Source organism: Rhodococcus parequi (assembly GCF_046042785.1).
Taxonomy (GTDB): Bacteria; Actinomycetota; Actinomycetes; order Mycobacteriales; family Mycobacteriaceae; genus Prescottella; species Prescottella parequi.
In genome coordinates, this window is sequence record NZ_JBDLNV010000004.1 from 437,933 (window position 1) to 460,054 (window position 22,122).

A 22,122-nucleotide genomic window follows, 5' to 3' on the forward strand; every position below is an offset into this window, starting at 1 on the left:
GAAGGCTGTTTGTCTCCTCGTCCGCCACACATTCCGAATTTTTGCCGGCGTTTCTGATGCACGTCTATCACGTGCCCCCAGTCACCGGTTGCGATCGCCCACAGGTCATCCGATACCCGCCGAGCCCAATCGGCCAGAGCCGGTCGAAGTCCCGCGAGGTTCGCAGAATGCGGGCGATTTGAGCCGTAACACTGGAGGACACCGCGACGGAGGACGCAGCACTCGTATGAGACCGCTGCCCAGGTAGTTGACCTGGTCGGACCGCAATCGAACTGGGTGGATACCCGTCAGCCCGTCGCTTCAGGAATGAGGCCATACGGAGCGATACCCGTATTCCGAGTGAAGCGGACCACGACGTCTTCGGCGACGCTATCCGGTGGAGAGTTGTCGACAACGATGATTTGTGCGCCGGCGCCCTCAGCCGCCAACCAGCGCTTCACATGAGCGTAGAAGTTCTCGACCAGCGTAGAATCCGCGAAGTCCTCGTCGCCGTCCTTGCTGTTGTGGCCGAGGTTTTTTTGGGGGCTGTCGATGACTAGAAGACCAGGGGCGTCTGCCCCTGTTTCGTGTGCGACTTCCCAAAGCGCGAGGTTCCAAGCAAGCCCGATTACGACCATTCCACCGCTACTTGCCTCCGTATAGGGGTCGTCGCGTACATGGGGGACGAGATCGTCGGCGATGTACGGGTTGGACAACTTCGGGTAACCGATGTCTCGCAGAATCTCCCCAAATCTCCGTGACAATGCACTGATGACCGCGCTGCGGTCGGGCCGCCGCTTCTGCGCGTTCCTTTGGGCATTGATTGCCTTCGCGTTCCGGTCCAGTCGTTCATAGGCTTCGTCTGCATCCGCGACTCGTTGCCACACATTCGTGCCGGCTCTTGCAGCCTGTGCAACCAACTGCCCATCCGTGATCTGTTGTGAAATCCTGTCGCGTGCAGCGATCCAAGGGGCGGGGCTACTGACGATTGCATCAACCGCGGCAGCGGCCGAGTTAGCAGCCGTTTCTGCATCCGCCTTCTCCTGAACGAGAACACCAAGGTGTCCGCGCAAGCGCGTCGCGTACTCATTCAGGCTCTTGAGACGCTTATTGATGTTGCGGAGTTCCGCTGAGAGCACGGATGTGGCATTCGAGAGTGCGGCCGTGGCCTCCCCAACCGGAACGACCGTACTGTCTCCGAGCTGCTCGGCGGACATTAGCGAAGGTCGTTCGTGGTCGTCGGTTGGAACTGGGTTGTGGCAAAGCGAGCAAGTGCCATCTTCCACGGTCGGCAGCGGGACCAGGTCGTTGAAGCAGGCGGGACAGGTCGTGATGTGGAGGGGATCGAAGAGCCGTTCGGCGTCAAGAAGGAAGTTGAGTTTGCGCTGATCGTCGGCGTATTGAGCGCGGAGCGCGTCGAGCCGAGCAAGCAGACTTTCTCGATCGCGGACTCTGACTCGAGCGTTCTTGGCAGCCTTCTCCGCGAAGCTAAGCTGAGCCCGCAAGTCCGCCGTCACCCGGTCGTTCGCGCGCAATTGCGTGTCGAGTGCCCGAAATTCCTGATTCAGTGAGTCCACCAGTGAATCAGCGTCAATCACGTCAGCTGCGAGTAGCTCCGCTCCGCGGGGGTGTTCCTCTTCGGCGAATCTGCGAAGAGCTTCGGCAATAGCCTTCGCATTGCTCGCCTGCTTGTGAGCATTCGTGTAGCGGCGCTGGAGTAGGGCATCTTGGTTGTCGTGGACGCCGAAGATCGCGTCGACCGTCTGCCGGAACTTCTGGCGCTTAGCAGGGTTGCCGAGTTCGAAAACCAGGCTCTTATTGTCAAGCCTCTCATTGGGTACGAACATCGTGTCGAATACATCGCGGATACTCAGTGGACGGGTCGCCGTCTCGTCCTTCACCTTTGAGTCTGGTAATAGGATGTTGTCGAGGTTGCAGGCCGCCAGGAGGTATTGGGAGAGACTCTCGGGGTCCCCAGTCGGTTCGATAAGGTACCGATGACGCTCGCGCTCAGCGATGCTACTGAGAGTCGCGTCCTCCCATACGAGCGCAAATTTCGAAGGTTCGCCGGTAGCTGACCTTTCGATTACCGTCGATCGGCCGTCAAGCTCAACTTCTATCAGAGCGGACCGAACGTACTCACGAATCTCTTCCTTCTGCGGGTGTCTGCTCGCACCAAGGCAGTACTTTATGAAGTCGATGATCGTCGTTTTGCCGGTTTGGCTGGGACCGGCGATGATTGACAGTGGCCTGAAGCCCCCGCCATCGCCGTTGCGGAACTCTGCGCCGTATGCGCGGTTCACGCCCGGCAGACCGCCAAGACGCAGTTCATTGATGCGGATTCCGCTCACGTTGACTCCTTGCCTTGCAGTGCGAATCTCGTAGTCACGAGGGCCTCGGGACCGGCGGGACTTCAGCATCCTTGATGTCATCGAGGAGATCGACTAGGAGCCACGAATGCCCCAACCATTCCTCAGCTTTCGCTTCCAGGCGTGTTCCTGATAGCGGTACAAGCCGCCTCAAAATGATCTCTGCAGACTGTCGGTATGCGTCAGCGTAGATCGAGCGAAACTGTCCAACGAGTTCGGCGCCACGCTCAGTGATGAGATATCCGGTTGATCCTAATGTGACGAGACCCAGGGCAACTAGGTGGGCAAGATCATGCCGAAGGCGGCGCCGACGCGACAGAAACCGTTGACCGGAACTCGCGTATCCGAGCTGTATTCTGCTGAATCCGGCCAGTTCAATAGTGGCGCGATCAGCCTGATCGCGGGACTTATTGCCGTCGATCACGATGAAGGGGTTGTCCGCAAAGAACTCGTAGTAGGCCAAGCGGTCGATCGACGCGACTTGCCGGCTATGTTCCCGCGCGGCATCGAGCAGCAACAGGAGCCGAGCCAGCCGAAAATTAGTGTTCCGTTCTGGTATAAACGGCACCAACTCGGTCTCGCCAGCGTTCGGGATCCAGTCAGATCCAGGTATCTGGGAGGTCATTTCTTCTCCACATTGCCTGTAGGCACCGGAGCAAGGCCGGCGTCGTTCATTGCCACTCCCTGGGTGGCCGCGGTCGCCGGACCGGGTGATACATGGACAGACCGAGAGCGTGTGGCAACAATGTCGTACGCCACGGACGGCTGATCGTGCTCGGCAGCGATCTTTCGCCAGTGCTTGACCCAGCCGGCCCACCGCTTCTCGACAATACGGTGCACCGTCCCCTTTTTGTGAGCGTTACTGAGTTCGACACCATCAGGATCCACGCATTCGCCAACCTTCCCGATGACCTCATCGATCATCTCCGGGATTAGCCCCGTCACGGTCGCGAACGGAACCTGCTGGTTGAATCGGTTCTCCCAGATCTCACGTACGTCCATCTCCAATTCTCGAATTGCGGCGACCGCATCTTCGTCGCCCTTGTTAGCAAAGTCGCGAAAAAGAGCGTCCGTTGCGTAGAATTGAGCACTCGCGGCGTCGGTCTCCATCCGGCCAGCCTCGTGCAGTTGACGGACGAATAAGGCTCCTTCGTATACTGCGGGGTCGTCGAGGTGTGCCACTCGAGCCTTCTTCGGCTTGGGGGGCACGACTGGAGTCGGGAACAGATGCGCGAAGTACCTGCGTGCGATCGACTCGGCATCGATCTGCTGCAGGAGGTGTCTGAGCCGCGGCCCGTCCCACAGATCAACGGCGACCTTGTCGTCAGTGAGCTTTTTCTGCTTCCACTTGTGGAACCACTGAAGCTCCTCTGGAGCGAGTACACATGGAACGACCAACGTCCAGTACTTGAGCACGTACCCGTTCTCAACTGCTTTTGTCTTCGCACTCTTGTACGACTTGTAGACCTGGCTGCGCGGAGAATCGTCCTGCCACGACATGACGAACTTCGACTGCCACAACCGCACATCCCCGCCGGACAATTCGCCAGCGATGGTGTCAATGCCCCAGTCTCTTCCACCAGCACCTTCAACTGTCGTTGCATCCGGGAACTGCACCATCACCAGGTCAGTGACCAAGAGTTGAAAATTGGCACGGGCCGCAGCATCCGAACCGGCGTCCATCTCGAACCGCCTAAACAACATCGGCACGTCCGGAAACGTCGTCATCAGCAACTCTCCCATAAATGGGGGCGGCGCATGCGCTCTCGCAGCGTTGCTTCCGGGTAAGCCATGCGGAGGACCTTACCGGTTCGGGCTCGGATACCGACAGGATCACCCTAACGCCACCACCTCGCGCGTACACCTCAATCTGAGTATGCGCTTGCGTCGCTCACGAAGAACGGCACTCCGAACTGCAAGCGGACTCATCCAGCCCCAACTCCATGCGAGTTCAGGGAGGACCTTTTCGGGGCTCCAGCCGACTCCCGACTACACCGAGCCTGTCCGGCGGCGCTCTTTTGCTTTGTTGCATATGCGCCAGCAGGGAGGCGCCAGCTTGCTCGGAGTATCCTTCACACGCGTTGCTGCCACTTTGGTTCTGGCGTAGTAATAGAACACGGATACCGCAACAGTCCAGCTTTAGTCTCCGCAAACGACACGGCCGCCGCTACATCTCATATAGAGAAATGTAGCGGCGACCGTGCGGCCCTGCGTCGACGCGCGGGTAGTGGCGTCAAGCCTGACCTACGCGCCGTAGACCGGGGTCGGGACCTCGGCCTTGGCCAGCAGGTCGGCGACGACCGGGCCCAGCTCCTTGGGATCCCAGCGGTCACCCTTGTCCTGGGTGGGGCCGTGGCGCCATCCCTCGGCGACCGTGATCTTGCCGCCCTCGACCTCGAAGACGCGTCCGGTGACGTCCTTCGACTCGGCGGAGCCCAGCCACACGACGAGCGGGGAGATGTTCTCCGGCGCCATCGCGTCGAAGCCCTCCTCCGGAGCGGCCATCGCCTCGGCCATCGCGCCGCCGGCACCGACGGTCATGCGGGTGCGAGCCGCGGGAGCGATCGCGTTGACGGAGACGCCGTAGTTCTTCAGCTCGGCGGCAGCCTGGATGGTCATCTCGGCGATGCCGGCCTTGGCCGCGGCGTAGTTGCCCTGGCCGATGGACCCCTGCAGGCCCGCGCCCGAGCTGGTGTTGATGATGCGGGCGTCCACCGGACGTCCGGCCTTGGACTCGGCACGCCAGTACGCGGCGGCGTGACGCAGCGGGGCGAAGTGACCCTTGAGGTGCACGCGGATGACCGCGTCCCACTCTTCCTCGCTCATGCCGACCAGCATGCGGTCCCGCAGGAAGCCCGCGTTGTTGACCAGGATGTCCAGCCCACCGAAGGTGTCGATCGCGGTCTGGATCAGGTTCTGGGCACCCTCCCACGACGCGACGTCGTCACCGTTGACGACGGCCTCGCCACCTGCGGCCTTGATCTCCGAGACGACCTGCTCGGCAGGGGTCTCGCCGGTGTTGGAGCCGTCGCCGCCGACACCGATGTCGTTGACGACGACCTTGGCGCCCTCGGCCGCGAAGGCCAGCGCGTGGGCGCGACCGATTCCACGGCCGGCGCCGGTGATGATGACGACTCGGCCGTCAAGCAAACCGCTCACTTGTTCTCCTTAAGTAGTAGCCGCGGCCAGGAAGGCCGGGCGCTCGCCGCCGCCGTGGACGGTAAGGGTGGAACCGCTGACGTAGGCCGCCAACGGGGATGCCAGGAATGTCGCACAGTTGCCGATGTCCTCGGGACGGGCCATCCGACCCAGCGGGACGGTGGCGCCGACGGCGTCGATGCCGGCGTCGTCGCCGTAGTGCAGGTGGCTCAGCTCCGTCTGCACCAGGCCGACGACGATCGAGTTGACCCGCACCTTGGGGGCCCACTCGACGGACAGGCTGGCCGCGAGGGAGTCGATGCCGGCCTTGGCCGCGCCGTAGGCCGCGGTGCCCGGGGAGGGGCGGCTGCCGCTGACGGACGAGATCATCACGATCGATCCACCGTCTTCCTGCTTCTGCATGACCGCGTTGGCGATCTGCGAGATCAGCAGGGGTGCGAGCAGGTTCAGCTCGACGATCTTGGAGTGGAACTTGGGGCTGGCGTCGGCCGCCATCGCGAACGGGGCGCCGCCGGCGTTGTTGACGACCGAGTCGAGCCGGCCGTACTTCGCGACGATCTGATCGACCATCAACTGCACCTGTTCGGGATCGCGCACGTCGCACGCGATGAAGTCCACACCGCGGCCGTCGACCTCTAGGGGCTCGGCAGTGTCGTCCCTCGGACGCCGCGCGCACGTCACGACCGTCGCGCCCGCGCGCAGGAAGGACCGGCTGATCCCGGCACCGATTCCGCGCACTCCGCCGGTCACCAGAACGACCTTGCCTTCGAGTCCGAGATCCACCTTGTTCCTCCCTGAAGCGGCACGGGTCATTCGCACCTGTCTGTGATAACTTACCAAGCAATCGCTTGGTTCGGTCAATAGACGTAAGGAACATGCCATGGGCATCACTTCGACCTCGGACGGTGCCGGGATCACCACGGTCACCGTCGACTACCCGCCGGTGAACGCCATCCCGTCCAAGGGCTGGTTCGAGTTGGCCGACGCCATCCTCGCGGCGGGTAAGGATCCCGAGACCCACGTGGTGATCCTGCGGGCCGAGGGACGCGGCTTCAACGCCGGCGTCGACATCAAGGAAATGCAGGCCACCGAGGGCCACGGCGCCCTCATCGACGCCAACCGCGGCTGCGCGGCGGCCTTCTCCGCGGTCTACGACTGCGAGGTTCCCGTCGTGGTCGCCGTCAACGGCTTCTGCGTCGGCGGCGGCATCGGCCTGGTCGGCAACGCGGACGTCATCGTCGCGTCCGACGACGCCATCTTCGGCCTGCCCGAGGTCGACCGCGGCGCACTCGGCGCGGCGACGCACCTCGCGCGCCTGGTCCCGCAGCACATGATGCGCACGCTGTACTACACCGCCAAGAACGTCGACGCCCAGACGCTCAAGCACTTCGGTTCCGTCTACGACGTGGTCCCGCGCGCCGAGCTCGACGCCTGCGCGCTGAAGATCGCCGGCGAGATCGCGGCCAAGGACACCCGGGTCATCCGCCGCGCCAAGGAAGCCATCAACCGCATCGACGTGATGGACGTGCACACCAGCTACCGGATCGAGCAGGGCTTCACGTTCGAGCTGAACCTCGCCGGCGTCGCCGACGAGCACCGCGACGAGTTCGTCGCCACCGGCAAGCCGAAGTCGAACACCACCGCACCCAAGGGAGACAGCAAGTAATGGCTGAGAAGCGCGAAAAGCGCCGCTCACTGGATGAGGCAGTCGCCGGTATCCAGAGCGGGATGACCATCGGCATCGGCGGCTGGGGCTCGCGGCGCAAGCCGATGGCCCTCGTGCGCGCGCTGCTGCGCAGCGACGTCAAGGACCTGACCGTCGTCGGGTACCTCGGCCCCGACCTCGGCCTGCTGATCTCCGCCGGCAAGGTCAAGCGCGCCTACTACGGCTTCGTGTCCCTGGACTCGGCGCCTTTCTACGATCCCTGGTTCGCGCAGGCCCGCGTCGCCGGGACCATCGAGTCGCGCGAGATGGACGAGGGCATGGTCAAGGCCGGCCTGCAGGCCGCTGCCGCGCGCCTGCCGTTCATGCCGATCCGCGCCGGCCTCGGTTCGGATGCCCAGACCGTGTGGGGCGACGAGCTCAAGACCGTTGCGTCCCCGTACCCGGATGCCGACGGCCGCACCGAGACCCTCATCGCGATGCCCGCGCTGAAGCTCGACGCCGCCCTGGTCCACCTGGACCTGGCCGACGAGCGCGGCAACGCCGCCTACACCGGCGTCGACCCGTACTTCGACGACCTGTTCTGCCTCGCGGCCGAGCAGCGCATCCTCAGCGTCGACAAGATCGTCTCCACCGAGGAACTCGTCAAGTCCGTCCCGAATCAGGCCCTGATCCTGAACCGCTCGATGGTCGACACCGTCACCGAGGCCCCGAACGGCGCCCACTTCACCTTCGCCGGCGGCTACAAGCGCGACGAGAAGTTCCAGCGCCACTACGCCGAGTCCGCCAAGACCCCCGAGGCATGGCAGGCCTTCGCCGACACCTACCTGTCCGGCAGCGAGGCCGACTACCAGGCCGCCGTGCGCAAGTTCGCAGAGGAGCAGAAGTCATGACCGAGGTAACCCGCGCGGAGTACTGCGCCGTCGCTTGCGCCGAGCTGTTCGCCGACGCCGGCGAGATCTTCGCCTCCCCCATGGCGACGCTGCCGCTGATCGGCGCGCGCCTGGCCAAGCTCACCACCGAGCCCGACCTGATCATCACCGACGGCGAGGCCCTGATCCTGGCCGACGCCCCGGCCATCGGTGCCAGCGCACCGATCGAGGGCTACATCCCGTTCTCCAAGGTCTTCGATGTGGTCGCCTCCGGCCGTCGCCACGTGGTGATGGGCGCGAACCAGATCGACAAGTTCGGCAACCAGAACCTCTCGGCGTTCGGCCCGCTGGACAAGCCGACCCGCCAGATGTTCGGTCTGCGCGGCGCTCCCGGCAACACCATCAACCACGCCACCAGCTACTGGGTGGGCAAGCACTCCTCGCGCGTGTTCGCGGAGAAGGTCGACGTGGTGTGCGGTGTCGGCTACGACAAGGTCGACCCGGAGAACCCGGCGTTCCGCTTCCTGAAGAACCACCAGGTGGTCACCAACCTGGGTGTCTTCGACTTCCAGGGCCCCGGTCAGACGATGCGCGCCGTGACGCTGCACCCCGGTGTCACCGCCGAGGACGTCAAGGCCAACACCTCCTTCGAGATCGCCGGCCTGGACTCGGCGGGCATCACCCGTGAGCCCACCGCCGAGGAGCTGCGCCTGATCCGCGAGGTCATCGACCCGAAGAGCCTGCGTGACCGTGAGGTCTCGCTGTGAGTTCGGGCGAGCGCAGCGACGGGGGATCGAAGCAGGTGCTGAAGACGCCGTTCACCGAACTGGTGGGCGTCGAGCATCCGATCGTGCAGACGGGCATGGGCTGGGTCTCCGGCCCGCGTCTGACCGCGGCCACCGCCAACGCGGGCGGTCTCGGCATCCTCGCCTCGGCGACGATGACATACGACGAGCTCGAGGCGGCGATCAAGAAGACGAAGTCGCTGACCGACAAGCCGTTCGGCGTCAACATGCGCGCCGACGCGTCGGACGCCGGGCAGCGGTGCGACCTGCTGATCCGCGAGGGCGTCAAGGTGGCCTCGTTCGCCTTGGCACCCAAGAAGGACCTGATCGCCAAGCTCAAGGACCACGGGATCGTCGTCATCCCGTCGATCGGTGCCGCCAAGCACGCCGTGAAGGTGGCCTCGTGGGGCGCCGACGCGGTGATCGTGCAGGGCGGTGAGGGCGGCGGCCACACCGGCGGTGTCGCGACCACCCTGCTGCTGCCGTCCGTGCTCGACGCGGTCGACATCCCGGTCGTCGCCGGCGGCGGCTTCTTCGACGGTCGCGGCCTGGCCGCGGCGCTGTCGTACGGCGCCGCGGGTGTCGCGATGGGCACCCGCTTCCTGCTGACGAGCGATTCGGCGGTGCCGGACTCGGTCAAGCAGGAGTACCTCGAGCGCAGCCTGACCGACACCACGGTGTCCGTGAAGGTCGACGGCATGCCGCACCGCGTGCTCAACACCGACCTGGTGAACGCGCTCGAGAAGTCCAGCTATGCAAAGGGACTCGTCGCGGCCACCAAGAATGCCCTGAAGTTCAAGGCGATGACGGGCATGAAGTGGTCGACCCTCGCCAAGGACGGGCTCGCCATGAAGAAGTCGGGCGACCGCACGTGGCAGCAGATCATCATGGCCGCCAACACCCCGATGCTGCTCAAGGCCGGTCTGGTCGAGGGCAACACGGAGGCCGGTGTGCTCGCGTCCGGTCAGGTGGTCGGCATGATCGACGACCTGCCCAGCTGCCAGGAACTGATCGACCGCATCGTGGCCGACGCCACGGCGCGGATCGATGCACTTGGAGACCTCAAGGCCTGACCGGCTTCCCGGTTCTCCGCTGAAGGGACCCTGCATGCGCCACCAGCGCGTGAAGGGTCCCTTCTTCCGTCTCAGGCGAGTTCGCTGCTCGATTCGCCCGACGCCGACGGGGCGCCGCGGACGAGCAGCCCACCGAGAACGTCGAGGGCGTCGGTCCAGGCGTCGAGGGTGGCCGGTGCGAGACGGCGGTGGTCGAGTACGCCGGGCTGTGCGAGGGCCGCGTCGAACGGCACCTCCACGAACCCGGCGATGCGCGGCGTGAGCGCCGACCGGATCGGCCCCAGATCAACCGGGGCGTCCGGCATCTGGTGCGAGACGACGACGATGGTTCGTCCGAGCACATCGGCACCGTAGGTGGCCATCACCCAGGTGAGGGCGTCGCGCATCCGGCTGAGCGGTTCGGACCGGGCGGGCGCTACCACCACCAACGCGGCACCCGAACGCAGCAGCGGCGCCAATCGTGGCGAGCGCAGCGCGGTCCCGACGTCGTGGATCCGGGCGCTGTGCCGGGCCGCGAGGAGTTCGTCGACGATGGCAGGGTCGCTGGGCTGGCCGCCGCCGTTGCCGACCACGACGACACCGGCCGACGTCAGCGCCATGTACGCCGCGAACTGACGGATCGAACGGGACGCATCGACCGCCTCGAACCCGGTGCGGGAGAGCAGGTTGCCGCCGTCGCTGGTGGCGTCGACGGCCGAGACCTCCCTGCCGGTACCCAACCGCAGAGCCGTGGCGAGGCCGAACGCGGTGGTGGTGGTCGCGGCGCCGCCGGATCCTGCGACGACCACGGCCGACACCTGCTCGGGCTCGGGCACTTTCGGCGCACGGCGCAGCGACACCACGTTGTTCATCGCAGATCCTCCACCGTCGCGACCTTGAACCCGGCGGGTGACGCCGCGACGGTGATGCGCTGCCGGATGGTGCCGTCGGTGCCGTCGGGCATTCGCAGCCGTAGGTCGACCTCGTATGCGTTCGGGTCCGGAGTGGACGCAATGGTGACGCAGTGTTCGGTGCCGACCGGAACGTCGTCGATCCATTTCTGGATCTCCGGAACCGGATTGGGTGTGACCATCAGCGACGCGACCCGGGCGCCGTCCCGTTCGGCGTAGTACGCGTGGTCGAAGGCGCGGATCGCACCGGGACCGTTGTCGACGGTTCCCGGTCCGCTGCCGACGCTCCGGCCCTCGCTCACCGCGTCGGCGCACCAGGCCGTCGAGGTTCCCGGTGCCACGGCGGCGGTGTCCTGCGCCAGCGCCGCCGTCGATGACCCGGCCACCGGCACGGCCGATCCGGCGGTCTCGCGGCCGCCGGCCGTCACGACCACTGCGGTCACCGCCCCCACGACCGCCAGCAGCGAAGCCGCCGCTGCCGCGACGACCACCGGTCTGCGCGACCGACGCGCGCGCTGCGCAAGCTCCGGTTCGACCTGCGGTTCGGCGAGCCAGGTGGGACGGTGTTCGAAGTCCGAAGCCGGTTCCTCCGACGCCCGTCCCGGGGCCCGTTCCTCCGGGGCCGGCCCTTCGAGGGTCCGGACCTCGGGGACAAGCTCGTTGGGGTCGGCAGCGATCGGAACCGGCGGCGCGACAGCACTTTCGGCCGACGGCTCCGATTCGTACTGCTCCGTCACGTCCGGGAACAGCGCGGGTCCGTTCCGGTTGTCGGTCGCCATTTCTCCTCCGCAGTGCGCGAGTGGGGCGGGATCGCGCCCGCCCCACCGGTGGGTCAAACCTGGACGCCGGCCCCGACGGCCTCGCCGATCATGTTCGCGGCGACGCCGAGGGACGACTCCTGGACGAACGCGGTGAGCCCGGCGTCGATCTGCCCGAGCAACTGCTCGCCACCGGGCTGCGCACCGACGAAATCACGTGCCTGACGGTCGATTCCAGGCGCCGCGGCCACGACGTCCCGGACCGCAGACGCGGCGACCCCACCGACAGGGTTGGTCGCCCACTGCGCGAGGATGTCCTGCGTCTGCGTGGTGACCGCGGGCTGGTCGACGTCGTTGAAGAAGCTGCGAACCTCGGCAGGGAACTCCTGCGGCTCGCCGAGGTCGCCCGCGCCGAACGCGGTTCCGGCCTGGACACCAGCAGCGCCTCCGACCACGGCGCCGGCGAGAGCGGCCGGAATTCCACCGATCGCCGCCCCGACCGCGGTCCCGAACACACCGCCCGGCACCCAGCCGATGCCGCTGACCAACGCCGGAGGGTTGACGGCAGTGACGTATCCACCGATACCACCGCCGACCAATGCCGCCGGAATACCCCAGGTAACGGCCGTCCCGATCGCACCCGCCGCACCCATTCCCAACTGCGCCGCCGCGAGGCGATTCGCGCGGGTGGTCTCGACGCCCAGCGACCGCCAGAACGTCGACACCTCGGCCTCGATCACGGCGGAGGTGTTGTTGGTGCGCGCGAGGTCACCGTCGGTGATCCAGTTGGGCTGCGCCACATGATAAGTGCCCAGTCGCAGGGTCTCGCGCGGCGCGATGATGGGCGCCGTCGGCTCGACGTACGTGGGCAGGTGCAGTTCCTCGACCCGGAGGGGCGCGACGTAGTAGTCGTCGGGCGCGTTGTAGGTGTTGGTGCCGTAGTCGTAGTTCTCCAGCGGCTGGTACTCGATGTTCTCGTACTGCGCCGGCGGCGCCACCCAGTACACGGGTTCGGGCTGCGCCGGTGCCACCGTCACGCCGCCCTGGGTGGTGGGCGTGGAGGTGACCCCACCTTGAGTCCGAGGCGCGTCGGCGCCGCCGCCCTGGGTCGGGGGTGCCGTCGTCACACCACCCTGCGGGGGCAGCTGATTCGGCGCCGCGGTCGCCGCGCCCGATGCCGCCACGACGACCGCAGCCGCGGCGGACGGGACGAGCGCCATCCGTGCGATCGTGCTGACCCGGCTCTTGCGGTGCTTACCCATCGAAGATCCCCCTTGATGATTCGAGACTGAGACGTCGCGTTGTTCAGTGCCGCAGCGACCGCTGGCACGCGGAGGCGGTGAACGCCGATGTCTCGGTCTGGAATGCCTGGAATGCCGACGATGTCCGGGCAGCACGGCCCGACACGGCTCGAACGCGCGCACGCGAATGCCCGCTCATCCCCCTCGGCAACCTGCCGCCCCCATCACGAAAACGTCCCCCGCCGATCCGGTTCCCCCCGGTCGGTGCTGCTCCGACGCAGATTAGCAGCAGCGTCCGACCGATGCCGCACGCCCCTGCGGTCAGCAGCCGGCCGCGGCCTCCTCTGCCGCGGCAATTCGCGCACGCACCTCGGGCCGACGCAGTGGCGGGACCGTCCTGGGCGGCTGCCGACGCGGCGGCAGGGCGGCGAGCAGGTCCATCGTGGTCGCCGTGACCTGTTCGACGGCCTTCTCGAAGGCGTCACGGTTGGCGTCGGACACCTTGTGGACGCCGCTGACCTTGCGGACGTACTGGCGAGCGGCGGCCTCGATCTCCTCGGCCGTGGCGGCCGGCTCGAGCCCACGCAACTCGGTGATGTTTCGGCACATGCCTCGAACGGTAATCCCGTGCGGGCGCCCCCGAAAGGGTGTCGGACGGCGAACATAGGGCGTACTTTCGGTACCACACACCGGACCGGCACCGCGGGGGAACGATGCGCGTCGTAGAGAACTCGAGTACCGCCACCACACCCGTTCCTCATCCACCGCGGCGCCTTCCGTTGCTCGGCGACGTCCTGGGCGTCTCGCTGCACACCCCGGTTCAGGACTCGATGCGGCTCGAGCGGCAACTGGGCCCGATTTTCGAGCGCAAGGCGCTGGGACACAGGTTCGTCTTCGTGTCGGGCGCGGACATGGTCGCGGAACTGTCGGACGAGTCCCGCTTCGCCAAGAACGTCGCTCCCGGGATCGCCGAGTTGCGCGGCATCGGCGGCGACGGCCTGTTCACCGCCTACAACGAGGAGCCCAACTGGGCCCGGGCACACAACCTACTGCGACCGGCCTTCACACAGGCGGCGATGCGCTCGTACCACGACATCATGGTGGCGGTGGCCGGTGAACTCACCGAGCATTGGGACGCCCGCATCGGCGGGGCGCCGGTGGATGTGTCGTCCGACATGACCAAGCTGACGCTCGAGACCATCGGACGCGCCGGGTTCAGCTATTCGTTCGACTCGTTCCGCCGGGAGCGGCCGGACCCGTTCGTCGAGGCGATGGTCCGCGCACTCACCCACGCCCAGCGGCGCACGTTCCGCAACGTGCCGCTGGCCTCGAAGTTGCTGTACCGCAAGTCCGATCGACAGAACGCACTGGACACCGCCTACCTGGCGCAGGTGGTGGACGAGGTGATCCGGCAGCGCCGCGACGCGATCGATTCCGGCCCCGAGGACCTGCTCGAGATCATGCTGCGTGCCGCCCGCGAGGACGACCCGAATCGCCTCGACGAGGTGAACATTCGCAACCAGGTCGTCACCTTTCTCGTCGCCGGTCACGAAACCACTTCGGGTGCACTGTCGTTCGCGCTCTATTACCTCGCCCGCAACCCCGAGGTGCTGGCACGGGCGCGTGCAGAGGTCGATGCAGTGTGGGGCGACGAGGCGCCGGCCTTCGAGCAGGTGGCGAAACTGCGCTACGTCCGGCGCGTACTGGACGAGACACTGCGACTGTGGCCGACGGCACCCGCGTACGCGCGCGAGGCACGGGAGGACACCGTGCTCGCGGGCCGATATCCGATGCGGGCCGGCGAGTGGGTGCTGGTCCTCATCCCGTCGCTGCACCGCGACCCGGCATGGGGCCCCGATCCCGAACGGTTCGACCCGGAGCGCTTCGCCCCCGAGCGGGTCCGCGGCCGGGCCCCGCACATCTACAAACCGTTCGGGACGGGTGAACGAGCCTGCATCGGCAGACAATTCGCGATCCACGAGGCGGTGCTCGTGCTCGGTACGATCCTCCGCCGCTACAACTTCTCGGCGGACCCGGACTACCAGCTGCGCATCCAGGAGCGGCTGACGCTGATGCCGGTCGACTTCAGGCTGTCCCTGCGCCGGCATCACCACGGATGAACGACACCACCGCACGCGAGACCGGCCTTTCCTCGGGCATGATGGTGGTGGCGTAGACGTCAACGGCTGGGAGGCCCCACATGGGCCCACCGTCCTCGCGAGAGGTACCCGCACGCCGGCCGGTCCGCTTCTGCACGGCACCGACCGGCACGCGGATCGCCTATGCCTGCACCGGGCAGGGGAAGGCCCTGCTGGTGCCGGCGGCGTGGATCAGCCATCTGGAACTGCTGTGGCAGGACCCGGGCTACCGCGCCTTCTTCACTCCCCTGTCCGCGGTTCGAACGGTCGTGCAGTACGACCGTCCCGGCTGCGGGCTGTCCGACCCCGCCCCGGGGACACGGGGCCTGGACACCGACCTGGCGATACTCGAGGCGCTCGCCGATCACCTGGGCCTCGAGACCGTCGATCTGCTCGGGATCTCTCTGGGCGCTCCGGCGTCGGTCGCTTTCGCGGCACGGTCCCCGCACCGGGTGGGTCGGCTGGTCCTGTACGGCGGGTACGCCGACGGTTCGCAGATCGCGGCGGCGGAGGTCCGCACCGCCATGCTGGGCTTGGTGCGCGCTCACTGGGGACTGGGATCGGAGCTGTTGTCCGACGTCTTCCTGCCGGACGGCAACGCGGCGACCAAGGCCCTCTTCGCCCGTCTGCAGCGGGAGGCGGCGTCACCCGAACTCGCCGCCGACCTGCTCGCTCAGTGCTACGACACCGACGTGACCGATCTGCTCGCCCGGGTCGTCGCCCCGACGCTGGTGGTCCACAGGCGCGGTGACCGGGCGATGCCCTACCGCGCGGGACGGGAACTGGCTGCGCGGATTCCCGACGCGCGCCTGGTTTCGTTGCCCGGCAACAGCCATTTTCCGTATGTCGGCGACGCGTCGGCGGTCGTCCGCGCGATCCTGGAGTTCCTCAGCGACGGCCCCACCACGCTGTCGTCGCAGCCGACAGTACCGTCCCCGGGTGAGCTGACCGCGCGGCAGCTGCAGGTGGCGGCGCTCGTCGCCGAGGGCTGGACCAATCGGCAGATCGCGCAGCAGCTGGGCATCGAGGAGCGCTCCGCCGAAGGACACGTCGAACGCATCCGGCTCCGACTCGGCGTCACGTCGCGCGCGCAGGTCGCCGCCTGGTGGGCCCGACGCATCTCATCCGGCCCGTTCGGCGACGTCGAGGTACCGGATTGAGGTACCGGCAGGGGTAGTTCCCGCCTATCCCCGCCGCGCCGCTCCGCGCAGGCTTGTAGCCACTTCGACCGACCGCAAACCCCCGATAGGAGTCCCGGCGATGAATGCCAGTCACGACGTGTTGCCCTTCCAGACCGAGGAAGCCACACAGATCACACCTGCAGCCTTTCGATTCCATCCACTTCGCGGGCCGTTCAACGCGCACTTCTTCACCGCGCTCGACCGGTACCTCGATCACCTGCTGCGGCCACAGAAACAATCCCGCTTCGGCACCCTTCCGGCCACCGTCGTCGAGCTGGGCCCCGGAGTGGGCGCCAACCTGCGCTATCTCCGCCCCGGCACACGGCTGATCGCCGTCGAACCGAACCCGGCGATGCACGACCGTTTACGCGCACGAGCCGCGCGCGCCCGAATCGATCTCGAACTGCACACCACCGTCGCCGAACAACTCGATCTGCCCGACGAGTCGGTGGACGCCGCGATCTCCTCTCTCGTGCTCTGCACCGTGACCGACCCCGATGCCGTGCTCGCCGAGGTCCACCGCATCCTGCGACCCGGTGGTCGGTACGCCTTCCTGGAACACGTCGCCGCACCGGAGGGCTCGCCGCTCCGCGGCCTGCAGCGGGCCGCTCGCCGCCCGTGGAAATGGACCTTCGAAGGTTGTTCCTGCGAGCGAGATCTGCAGGCAGTCATCGAGAGCGCCGGATTCGCCGAGACGGCCGTCGACGCCTACCGGCTGCGCTCCCCCTTCCTTCCGGTCAACACCCAGATCGCCGGTGTCGCCCGCAAAGCGCGATCGACGACATCCGAGAACATCTCGGGCTCTTCACATTCAGACATTCCGCACACCTGATCCCACCAGCGCCGCTACTGTGCGCGTCACACCCCGCACACGAGAAACGGCGACCGACATGGACTCTCCCCTGGCTACCGTGGCCCTGCCGGCCGCGCTCGCGATCATCATGTTCGGTCTCGGACTGTCCCTGACGACCGCCGACTTCGCCCGTGTCGCAAGGCATCCCCGCGTCGTCACGATCGCGCTCGCGTGTCAGCTACTGATCCTGCCGGCGATCGCGTTCGGACTGGTGTTGCTGTTCGACCTGCCCGCGCTGCTCGCGGTGGGCATGATGGTCCTCGCCGCCTCGCCCGGCGGCACGACCGCGAATCTCTTCAGCCACCTCTACCGTGGCGACGTCGCCCTCAACATCACACTGACGGCGGTCAACTCGGTGATCGCCGTCGTCACACTCCCCATCGTCACCAACTTCGCGCTCGGCTACTTCGAGCCCGACACCGGAACGTCGATGGGTCTGCAGTTCGGCAAGGTTCTGCAGGTATTCGCGATCGTGCTCATCCCGGTGGCGATCGGCATGTTCGTCCGCGCCCGTTGGGCGGACTTCGCGCACCGCATGGACAAGCCGGTGCGGATCGCGTCGGCCGTCGTGCTGGTGCTCGTCATCGTCGGCACCATCGCCGCGGAGAACGAGAACGTGGGCAACTACCTCGCAGACGTCGGGCTGATCACCACCCTGTTCTGTCTTGCGAGTCTCGGTGTCGGCTACTGGATTCCGAAGCTCCTCGGCGCCGGCAAGCGACAGTCCATCGCGTGCTCGATGGAGATCGGCGTCCACAACAGCACCCTGGCGATCGCGATCTCGATCAGCGTCCTCGACAGCGTGGACATCGCCATCCCCGGCGCCGTCTACGGCGTCGTGATGTTCCCGCTCGCGGCCGCCGTCGGCTGGCTGATCAGTCGAGGCCCGGAGCCCGCGCCGTCCGGCGACCCCGCCCAGGACCGGTCCGAGCGCGCCTCCGAAAGCAGCTGACGCAGCCCTCCCCCGCCCTCCCCGATTCGCGTTTTGCGCACTTATCGCGCCTCCGACGCCCGGCGGGGCGCGATAAGTGCGCAAAACGCGGGGGGTGGGGACACCGAGCTCGGCAGTTGTGACGAGCCCCCGAACACCGAATGCCCTCCCGGTTCGATTCCGAACCGGGAGGGCATTCGTGAGCGGTGAGGACTGGTCGGACTAGTCCTGGATGCGCTCGATGATCGTGACGTTGGCGGTGCCGCCGCCCTCGCAGATGGTGAGCAGGCCGTAGCGGCCGTTCGTGCGCTCGAGCTCGTTGAGCAGCGTCGCCATCAGCTTGGTGCCGGTCGCGCCGAGCGGGTGGCCCAGGGCAATCGCGCCACCGTTGACGTTGACCTTTGCCGGGTCGGCGCCCAGCTCCTTGATCCACGCGAGCACGACGGGTGCGAAGGCCTCGTTGATCTCGATCAGGTCGATGTCGTCGAGGGTCAGGCCCGTCTTCTCCAGCGCGTGCTGGGTGGCCGGGATCGGCGCGCTCAGCATGAAGATCGGGTCGTCGCCGCGGGCGCTCATGTGATGGATACGCGCGCGGGGCTTCAGGTTGTACTTCTGCACGGCCTCCTCCGACGCGAGCAGCAGCGCGCTGGCACCGTCGGAGATCTGGCTGGCGACGGCGGCGGTCAGGCGGCCACCCTCGACGAGGACGTTGAGGCTCGCCATCTTCTCGAGGCTGGTCTCACGCGGGCCCTCGTCGGTCTTGAACTCGTCGAACGCGACGATCTCGTTCTCGAAGCGCCCCTCGGCGATCGCGGCCTTGGCGCGCTCGTGGCTCTGCAGAGCCCACTTCTCGAGGTCCTCGCGGCTGATGTCCCACTTGTCGGCGATCATCTCGGCGCCGCGGAACTGCGACACCTCCTCGTTGCCGTAGCGCTCGGTCCAGCCCTTGGACTCGGCGGTGGGGGTGCTGAAGCCGTACCGGTCACCGACGATCATGGCGGCCGAGATCGGGATCTGGCTCATGTTCTGGACGCCGCCGGCGACGATCAGGTCGGCGGTGCCGGCCAGGATGGCCTGCGCACCGAACTGGATGGCCTGCTGGCTCGAGCCGCACTGACGATCGACGGTCACGCCGGGCACGTGCTGCGGCAGGCCCGCGGCCAGCCACGACAGGCGCGCGATGTTGCCGGCCTGGCCACCGATGGCGTCGACACAGCCGAAGATGACGTCGTCGACGTCGGCCGGGTCGATGCCGGTGCGATCCACGACAGCCTTGATGACGTGCGCGCCCAGGTCGATCGGGTGAACGGGCGCCAGGCTGCCGTTCTTCTTACCGATCGCGGTGCGAATCGCGTCGACGATGTAAACCTCGGGCATAACAGCTCCTGGATTCGGATTACTTGTGGGAGTCGGGGCTGGCGAGCCCGTCCAGAACGATGGAGAGGTACTGCTTGGCGACGGCCTCGGCGGTCATCGGGCCACCCGGCCGGTACCAGCGCACGGCCACCCAGACCGTGTCGCGCATGAAACGGAAGACGATCTCGACGTCGAGGTCCTGACGGAAGCTGCCGTCGGCGACACCGGCCTCGAGCACCCCGACCCACAGGTCGCGGAACTCCTGGTTACGCTCGGCGAGGTAGGCGAACCGCTCGTTGGACGCGAGGTGCTTGACCTCGTCCTGATAGATCGCGACCGCGCTGTGCGAGGCGTCGATGGCTTCGAACGACGCGATCACGAGTGCCTCGAACGTCTCCCGGGAGCCCATGCCGGCGGCGACGATCTCGCGGTAGCGGCCGAACAGGTCGTCCTGGAAGCCGCGCAGGATCTCGTCGACCATCGACTCCTTGGAGTCGAAGTGGTGGTAGAGGCTGCCGGACAGGATGCCCGCCGCGTCCGCGATGTCGCGCACGGTGGTGGCCCGGAGACCACGTTCGGCGAACAGGCCCGCAGCGAGTTCGAGGAGCTCGGCGCGACGCCCGGACTTGTTCGAAGACTCGTCGGCGTCTCGGGGTGGAGTCATGCCGGACATCCTACCAACCAAGCGATTGCTAGGGTACCGGCGCGTTTCGCCCAGTGGGCACTTCCGCGGCGCGGCCGAATGTCTCACCGGTTCAGTCGAACTGCACCGATGTGACATTCGGTCACGGACACGGTCGGCTACCTACGCGCGCTGGCTGGAGACCGAGACGATCTCGCCGGTCATGTAGGTGGTGTAGTCGCTCGCGAGCATCGCGATGACCGACGCGATCTCCCACACCTCGGCGGCGCGGCCGTAGGCCTCACGCGACGCCAGGCTGTCGAGCAGCTCGTCGCTGGTGACCTTTGCCAGGAACGGGTGCTTGGCGATGGACGGCGACACCGCGTTGATGCGGACACCGAACTCGGCGGCCTCGATCGCGGAGCAGCGGGTGAGCGCCATGACGCCGGCCTTGGCCGCCGCGTAGTGCGACTGCGAGTGCTGCGCGCGCCAGCCCAGGACCGACGCGTTGTTGACGATCACGCCGCCGTGCGGGGCGTCCTTGAAGTAGCGCATCGCGGCGCGGGTGGCGCGGAAGGTGCTGGTCAGCGTGATGTCGACGACGCGGTCCCACTGCTCGTCGGTCATGTCGACGATCGGGGTCTCGCCGCCCAGGCCGGCGTTGTTGACCAGGACGTCGATGCGGCCCAGCTGCTCGGCGGCACCCGCGATCAGCGCGTCGACCTGCTCGGTGCTCGAGACGTCGCACACGAACGACTCGACCTGCTGGCTACCGAACTCGGCCGACAGCTTCTCGACGGTCTCACCGAGACGACGCTCGTGGAAGTCCGAGACCAGGACGTCGGCACCCTCGAGCAGCGCACGACGCGCGGTCGAGAAGCCGATGCCGGTGCCGGCCGCGGCGGTCACGACGACCTTCTTGCCCTTGAGCAGATCGTGGCCCGCAACCTCTTCGGGAGCGACGGAGAGCGGGGACTTGATGGTGGCGGTCACGGGCGTGCCTCTCGGGGAAGGCCGAGCACGCGCTCGGCGATGATGTTGCGCTGGATCTCGTTGGATCCGCCGTAGATGGTGTCGGCGCGCGTGAACAGCCACAGGCGCTGCAGGTCGTTCAGCTCCTCGCCCGGCTCGGTGTTCTCGACGCCGACCAGCGAGGCCGCACCCTGGACCTCCATGGCGAGTTCGCCGAGACCGCGGTGCCAGTTGGCCCACAGCAGCTTCGCGACCGACGCCTCGCCGCCGTTGGCGCTGGCGTCGACGCTCGCGAGCGTGCGCAGCGCGTGAGCGCGGATGACCTGCAGGCTCATCCAGGCACGGGAGATCTTGTTGCGGATCGCCGGATCCTCGGCCGCGCCGTTGCGCTCGGCCAGTTCGACGATCGACTCGAGCTCACGGGCGAAACCGATCTGCTGACCGAGGGTCGAGACGCCACGCTCGAACGTGAGCGTGCCCATCGCGGTGCCCCAGCCGTTGCCCTCGCCGCCGACGACCAGGTCCGCGTCGGTGCGGGCGTTGTCGAAGAACACCTCGTTGAACTCGGAGGTGCCGGTGAGCTGGATGATCGGGCGGACCTCGACACCTTCCTGGTTCATGGGAACCAACAGGTACGACAAGCCCTTGTGCCGCGACGAGCCGGGCTCGGTACGCGCGACGACGAAGCACCAGTCGGCCAGGTGCGCGAGCGACGTCCAGACCTTCTGGCCGTTGACGACCCACTGGTCGCCGTCGAGGCGCGCGGTGGTCGAGACGTTCGCGAGGTCGGAGCCGGCGCCCGGCTCGGAGTAGCCCTGGCACCACAACTCGGTGACGGTCTTGATGCCCGGCAGGAAGCGCTGCTTCTGCTCCTCGGTGCCGAACGCGATGAGCGTCGGGCCGAGCAGCTCCTCACCGATGTGACTCACGCGCGCAGGCGCGTCGGCGCGTGCGTACTCCTGATGGAAGATGATCTGCTGGTTCAGCGTCGCCTCGCGTCCGCCGTACTCCTTCGGCCAGCCGAGGCAGGTCCAGCCGGCGGCAGCCAGGTGACGGTCCCACTCGAGGCGTTCCTCGAACGCCTCGTGTTCACGTCCCGGCCCGCCCAAGCCCTTCAGCTCGGCAAATTTCCCGGAGAGGTTCTCTTCGAGCCATTCGCGAATTTCCCGCGCAAAGGCCTCGTCAGCAGCTGTCTGCTCGCTGGTCTCAATACCCTGGCTAACGTCCACAGCGATACGGTACCCTACCAAGCACTTGCTTTGTATAGAGGTTCCGCCTCG

General features: G+C 66.8%; 21 protein-coding genes. 8 read left to right on the forward strand and 13 right to left on the reverse strand.

Going from position 1 to position 22,122, the window contains the following annotated elements:
• Nucleotides 1-287 precede the first annotated feature (287 nt).
• The 5 genes from ABEU20_RS13730 to ABEU20_RS13750 form a co-directional block, all read right to left on the reverse strand.
• The gene (locus ABEU20_RS13730; protein WP_420164956.1) at nt 288-2,330 is read right to left on the reverse strand and encodes an ATP-binding protein; all 2,043 of its coding nucleotides are present in this window, start codon (nt 2,328-2,330) and stop codon (nt 288-290) included.
• 34 nt (nt 2,331-2,364) lie between these two features.
• Nucleotides 2,365-2,973: a hypothetical protein gene (locus ABEU20_RS13735; protein ID WP_420164957.1), complete on the reverse strand. Its 609-nt coding sequence runs from the start codon at nt 2,971-2,973 to the stop codon at nt 2,365-2,367.
• Nucleotides 2,970-4,076, reverse strand: a complete 1,107-nt coding sequence (locus tag ABEU20_RS13740; protein WP_420164958.1) for a hypothetical protein — start codon at nt 4,074-4,076, stop codon at nt 2,970-2,972. Before ABEU20_RS13740 ends, ABEU20_RS13735 begins: the two co-directional genes overlap by 4 nt.
• A 516-nt stretch (nt 4,077-4,592) precedes the next feature.
• Nucleotides 4,593-5,507, reverse strand: coding sequence for an SDR family oxidoreductase (locus tag ABEU20_RS13745; RefSeq protein WP_420164959.1), 915 nt, complete (start codon nt 5,505-5,507; stop codon nt 4,593-4,595).
• Nucleotides 5,508-5,516: 9 nt separating this feature from the next.
• Complete coding sequence (locus tag ABEU20_RS13750; protein ID WP_420164960.1) at nt 5,517-6,290, reverse strand: SDR family oxidoreductase; 774 nt, start codon at nt 6,288-6,290, stop codon at nt 5,517-5,519.
• A 97-nt stretch (nt 6,291-6,387) separates the two neighbouring features.
• Here ABEU20_RS13750 and echA20 point away from each other — a divergent pair, with 97 nt between their 5' ends.
• Genes echA20 through ABEU20_RS13770 form a run of 4 tightly spaced genes read left to right on the forward strand, consistent with a single transcriptional unit; the run spans nt 6,388 to nt 9,900 of the window.
• Nucleotides 6,388-7,173 (forward strand): (7aS)-7a-methyl-1,5-dioxo-2,3,5,6,7,7a-hexahydro-1H-indene-carboxyl-CoA hydrolase, encoded by a 786-nt coding sequence (gene echA20 / locus ABEU20_RS13755; RefSeq protein WP_084870322.1) that lies wholly within the window; start codon nt 6,388-6,390, stop codon nt 7,171-7,173.
• Entirely contained in the window at nt 7,173-8,063 is an 891-nt protein-coding gene (locus ABEU20_RS13760; RefSeq protein WP_420164961.1) for a CoA transferase subunit A, read from the forward strand. Before echA20 ends, ABEU20_RS13760 begins: the two co-directional genes overlap by 1 nt.
• Nucleotides 8,060-8,809: a CoA-transferase subunit beta gene (locus tag ABEU20_RS13765; protein WP_420164962.1), complete on the forward strand. Its 750-nt coding sequence runs from the start codon at nt 8,060-8,062 to the stop codon at nt 8,807-8,809. Before ABEU20_RS13760 ends, ABEU20_RS13765 begins: the two co-directional genes overlap by 4 nt.
• Nucleotides 8,806-9,900: an NAD(P)H-dependent flavin oxidoreductase gene (locus tag ABEU20_RS13770; RefSeq protein WP_420164963.1), complete on the forward strand. Its 1,095-nt coding sequence runs from the start codon at nt 8,806-8,808 to the stop codon at nt 9,898-9,900. The genes ABEU20_RS13765 and ABEU20_RS13770 overlap by 4 nt, the downstream gene beginning before the upstream one ends.
• Before the next feature lie 71 nt (nt 9,901-9,971).
• On the opposite strand, the gene ABEU20_RS13775 is transcribed toward ABEU20_RS13770, so the two are convergent.
• From ABEU20_RS13775 to ABEU20_RS13790, 4 genes are all read right to left on the reverse strand, one after another.
• Nucleotides 9,972-10,751 carry a hypothetical protein gene (locus ABEU20_RS13775; RefSeq protein ID WP_420164964.1) on the reverse strand — a complete coding sequence of 260 codons (780 nt, stop codon included), beginning with the start codon at nt 10,749-10,751 and terminating at the stop codon, nt 9,972-9,974.
• A complete protein-coding gene (locus ABEU20_RS13780) occupies nt 10,748-11,569 on the reverse strand; it encodes a hypothetical protein (protein WP_420164965.1) in 822 nt (273 codons plus the stop codon). Before ABEU20_RS13780 ends, ABEU20_RS13775 begins: the two co-directional genes overlap by 4 nt.
• A gap of 53 nt (nt 11,570-11,622) precedes the next feature.
• Entirely contained in the window at nt 11,623-12,810 is a 1,188-nt protein-coding gene (locus ABEU20_RS13785; RefSeq protein ID WP_420164966.1) for a hypothetical protein, read from the reverse strand.
• A 300-nt stretch (nt 12,811-13,110) separates the two neighbouring features.
• Nucleotides 13,111-13,398, reverse strand: coding sequence for a DUF2277 domain-containing protein (locus ABEU20_RS13790; RefSeq protein ID WP_420164967.1), 288 nt, complete (start codon nt 13,396-13,398; stop codon nt 13,111-13,113).
• Between the two features lie 104 nt (nt 13,399-13,502).
• On the opposite strand from ABEU20_RS13790, the gene ABEU20_RS13795 reads away from it, so the two are divergent.
• The 4 genes from ABEU20_RS13795 to ABEU20_RS13810 all read left to right on the forward strand — a co-directional run bounded on the left by ABEU20_RS13795 (nt 13,503) and on the right by ABEU20_RS13810 (nt 17,913).
• Nucleotides 13,503-14,909 (forward strand): cytochrome P450, encoded by a 1,407-nt coding sequence (locus tag ABEU20_RS13795; protein ID WP_420164968.1) that lies wholly within the window; start codon nt 13,503-13,505, stop codon nt 14,907-14,909.
• A gap of 80 nt (nt 14,910-14,989) precedes the next feature.
• On the forward strand, nt 14,990-16,087 hold the full coding sequence (locus tag ABEU20_RS13800) for an alpha/beta fold hydrolase (protein WP_420164969.1): 1,098 nt from the start codon (nt 14,990-14,992) through the stop codon (nt 16,085-16,087).
• 100 nt (nt 16,088-16,187) lie between these two features.
• The gene (locus tag ABEU20_RS13805; RefSeq protein WP_420164970.1) at nt 16,188-16,940 is read left to right on the forward strand and encodes a class I SAM-dependent methyltransferase; all 753 of its coding nucleotides are present in this window, start codon (nt 16,188-16,190) and stop codon (nt 16,938-16,940) included.
• 58 nt (nt 16,941-16,998) lie between these two features.
• Nucleotides 16,999-17,913 (forward strand): bile acid:sodium symporter family protein, encoded by a 915-nt coding sequence (locus ABEU20_RS13810; protein WP_420164971.1) that lies wholly within the window; start codon nt 16,999-17,001, stop codon nt 17,911-17,913.
• Nucleotides 17,914-18,114: 201 nt separating this feature from the next.
• Here the strand turns inward: ABEU20_RS13810 and ABEU20_RS13815 are convergent, their stop codons facing one another.
• From ABEU20_RS13815 to ABEU20_RS13830, 4 genes are all read right to left on the reverse strand, one after another.
• Entirely contained in the window at nt 18,115-19,269 is a 1,155-nt protein-coding gene (locus ABEU20_RS13815; RefSeq protein WP_420164972.1) for an acetyl-CoA C-acetyltransferase, read from the reverse strand.
• 19 nt (nt 19,270-19,288) lie between these two features.
• Nucleotides 19,289-19,912 (reverse strand): TetR/AcrR family transcriptional regulator, encoded by a 624-nt coding sequence (locus ABEU20_RS13820; RefSeq protein WP_420164973.1) that lies wholly within the window; start codon nt 19,910-19,912, stop codon nt 19,289-19,291.
• Nucleotides 19,913-20,053: 141 nt separating this feature from the next.
• On the reverse strand, nt 20,054-20,863 hold the full coding sequence (locus ABEU20_RS13825; protein ID WP_420164974.1) for an SDR family oxidoreductase: 810 nt from the start codon (nt 20,861-20,863) through the stop codon (nt 20,054-20,056).
• Nucleotides 20,860-22,071, reverse strand: a complete 1,212-nt coding sequence (locus ABEU20_RS13830; protein ID WP_420164975.1) for an acyl-CoA dehydrogenase family protein — start codon at nt 22,069-22,071, stop codon at nt 20,860-20,862. Before ABEU20_RS13830 ends, ABEU20_RS13825 begins: the two co-directional genes overlap by 4 nt.
• Nucleotides 22,072-22,122: the final 51 nt, after the last annotated feature.

Bases quoted from the DNA above. Each gene is read 5' to 3' on its own strand.
- ABEU20_RS13785 (WP_420164966.1), bottom strand. From the start codon at position 12,810: ATGGGTAAGCACCGCAAGAGCCGGGTCAGCACGATCGCACGGATGGCG.
- ABEU20_RS13810 (WP_420164971.1), top strand. From the start codon at position 16,999: ATGGACTCTCCCCTGGCTACCGTGGCCCTGCCGGCCGCGCTCGCGATC.
- ABEU20_RS13805 (WP_420164970.1), top strand. From the start codon at position 16,188: ATGAATGCCAGTCACGACGTGTTGCCCTTCCAGACCGAGGAAGCCACA.
- ABEU20_RS13740 (WP_420164958.1), bottom strand. From the start codon at position 4,076: ATGACGACGTTTCCGGACGTGCCGATGTTGTTTAGGCGGTTCGAGATG.
- ABEU20_RS13795 (WP_420164968.1), top strand. From the start codon at position 13,503: ATGCGCGTCGTAGAGAACTCGAGTACCGCCACCACACCCGTTCCTCAT.
- ABEU20_RS13760 (WP_420164961.1), top strand. From the start codon at position 7,173: ATGGCTGAGAAGCGCGAAAAGCGCCGCTCACTGGATGAGGCAGTCGCC.
- ABEU20_RS13765 (WP_420164962.1), top strand. From the start codon at position 8,060: ATGACCGAGGTAACCCGCGCGGAGTACTGCGCCGTCGCTTGCGCCGAG.
- ABEU20_RS13820 (WP_420164973.1), bottom strand. From the start codon at position 19,912: ATGACTCCACCCCGAGACGCCGACGAGTCTTCGAACAAGTCCGGGCGT.
- ABEU20_RS13790 (WP_420164967.1), bottom strand. From the start codon at position 13,398: ATGTGCCGAAACATCACCGAGTTGCGTGGGCTCGAGCCGGCCGCCACG.
- ABEU20_RS13775 (WP_420164964.1), bottom strand. From the start codon at position 10,751: ATGAACAACGTGGTGTCGCTGCGCCGTGCGCCGAAAGTGCCCGAGCCC.
- ABEU20_RS13800 (WP_420164969.1), top strand. From the start codon at position 14,990: ATGGGCCCACCGTCCTCGCGAGAGGTACCCGCACGCCGGCCGGTCCGC.
- ABEU20_RS13780 (WP_420164965.1), bottom strand. From the start codon at position 11,569: ATGGCGACCGACAACCGGAACGGACCCGCGCTGTTCCCGGACGTGACG.
- ABEU20_RS13735 (WP_420164957.1), bottom strand. From the start codon at position 2,973: ATGACCTCCCAGATACCTGGATCTGACTGGATCCCGAACGCTGGCGAG.
- ABEU20_RS13815 (WP_420164972.1), bottom strand. From the start codon at position 19,269: ATGCCCGAGGTTTACATCGTCGACGCGATTCGCACCGCGATCGGTAAG.
- echA20 (WP_084870322.1), top strand. From the start codon at position 6,388: ATGGGCATCACTTCGACCTCGGACGGTGCCGGGATCACCACGGTCACC.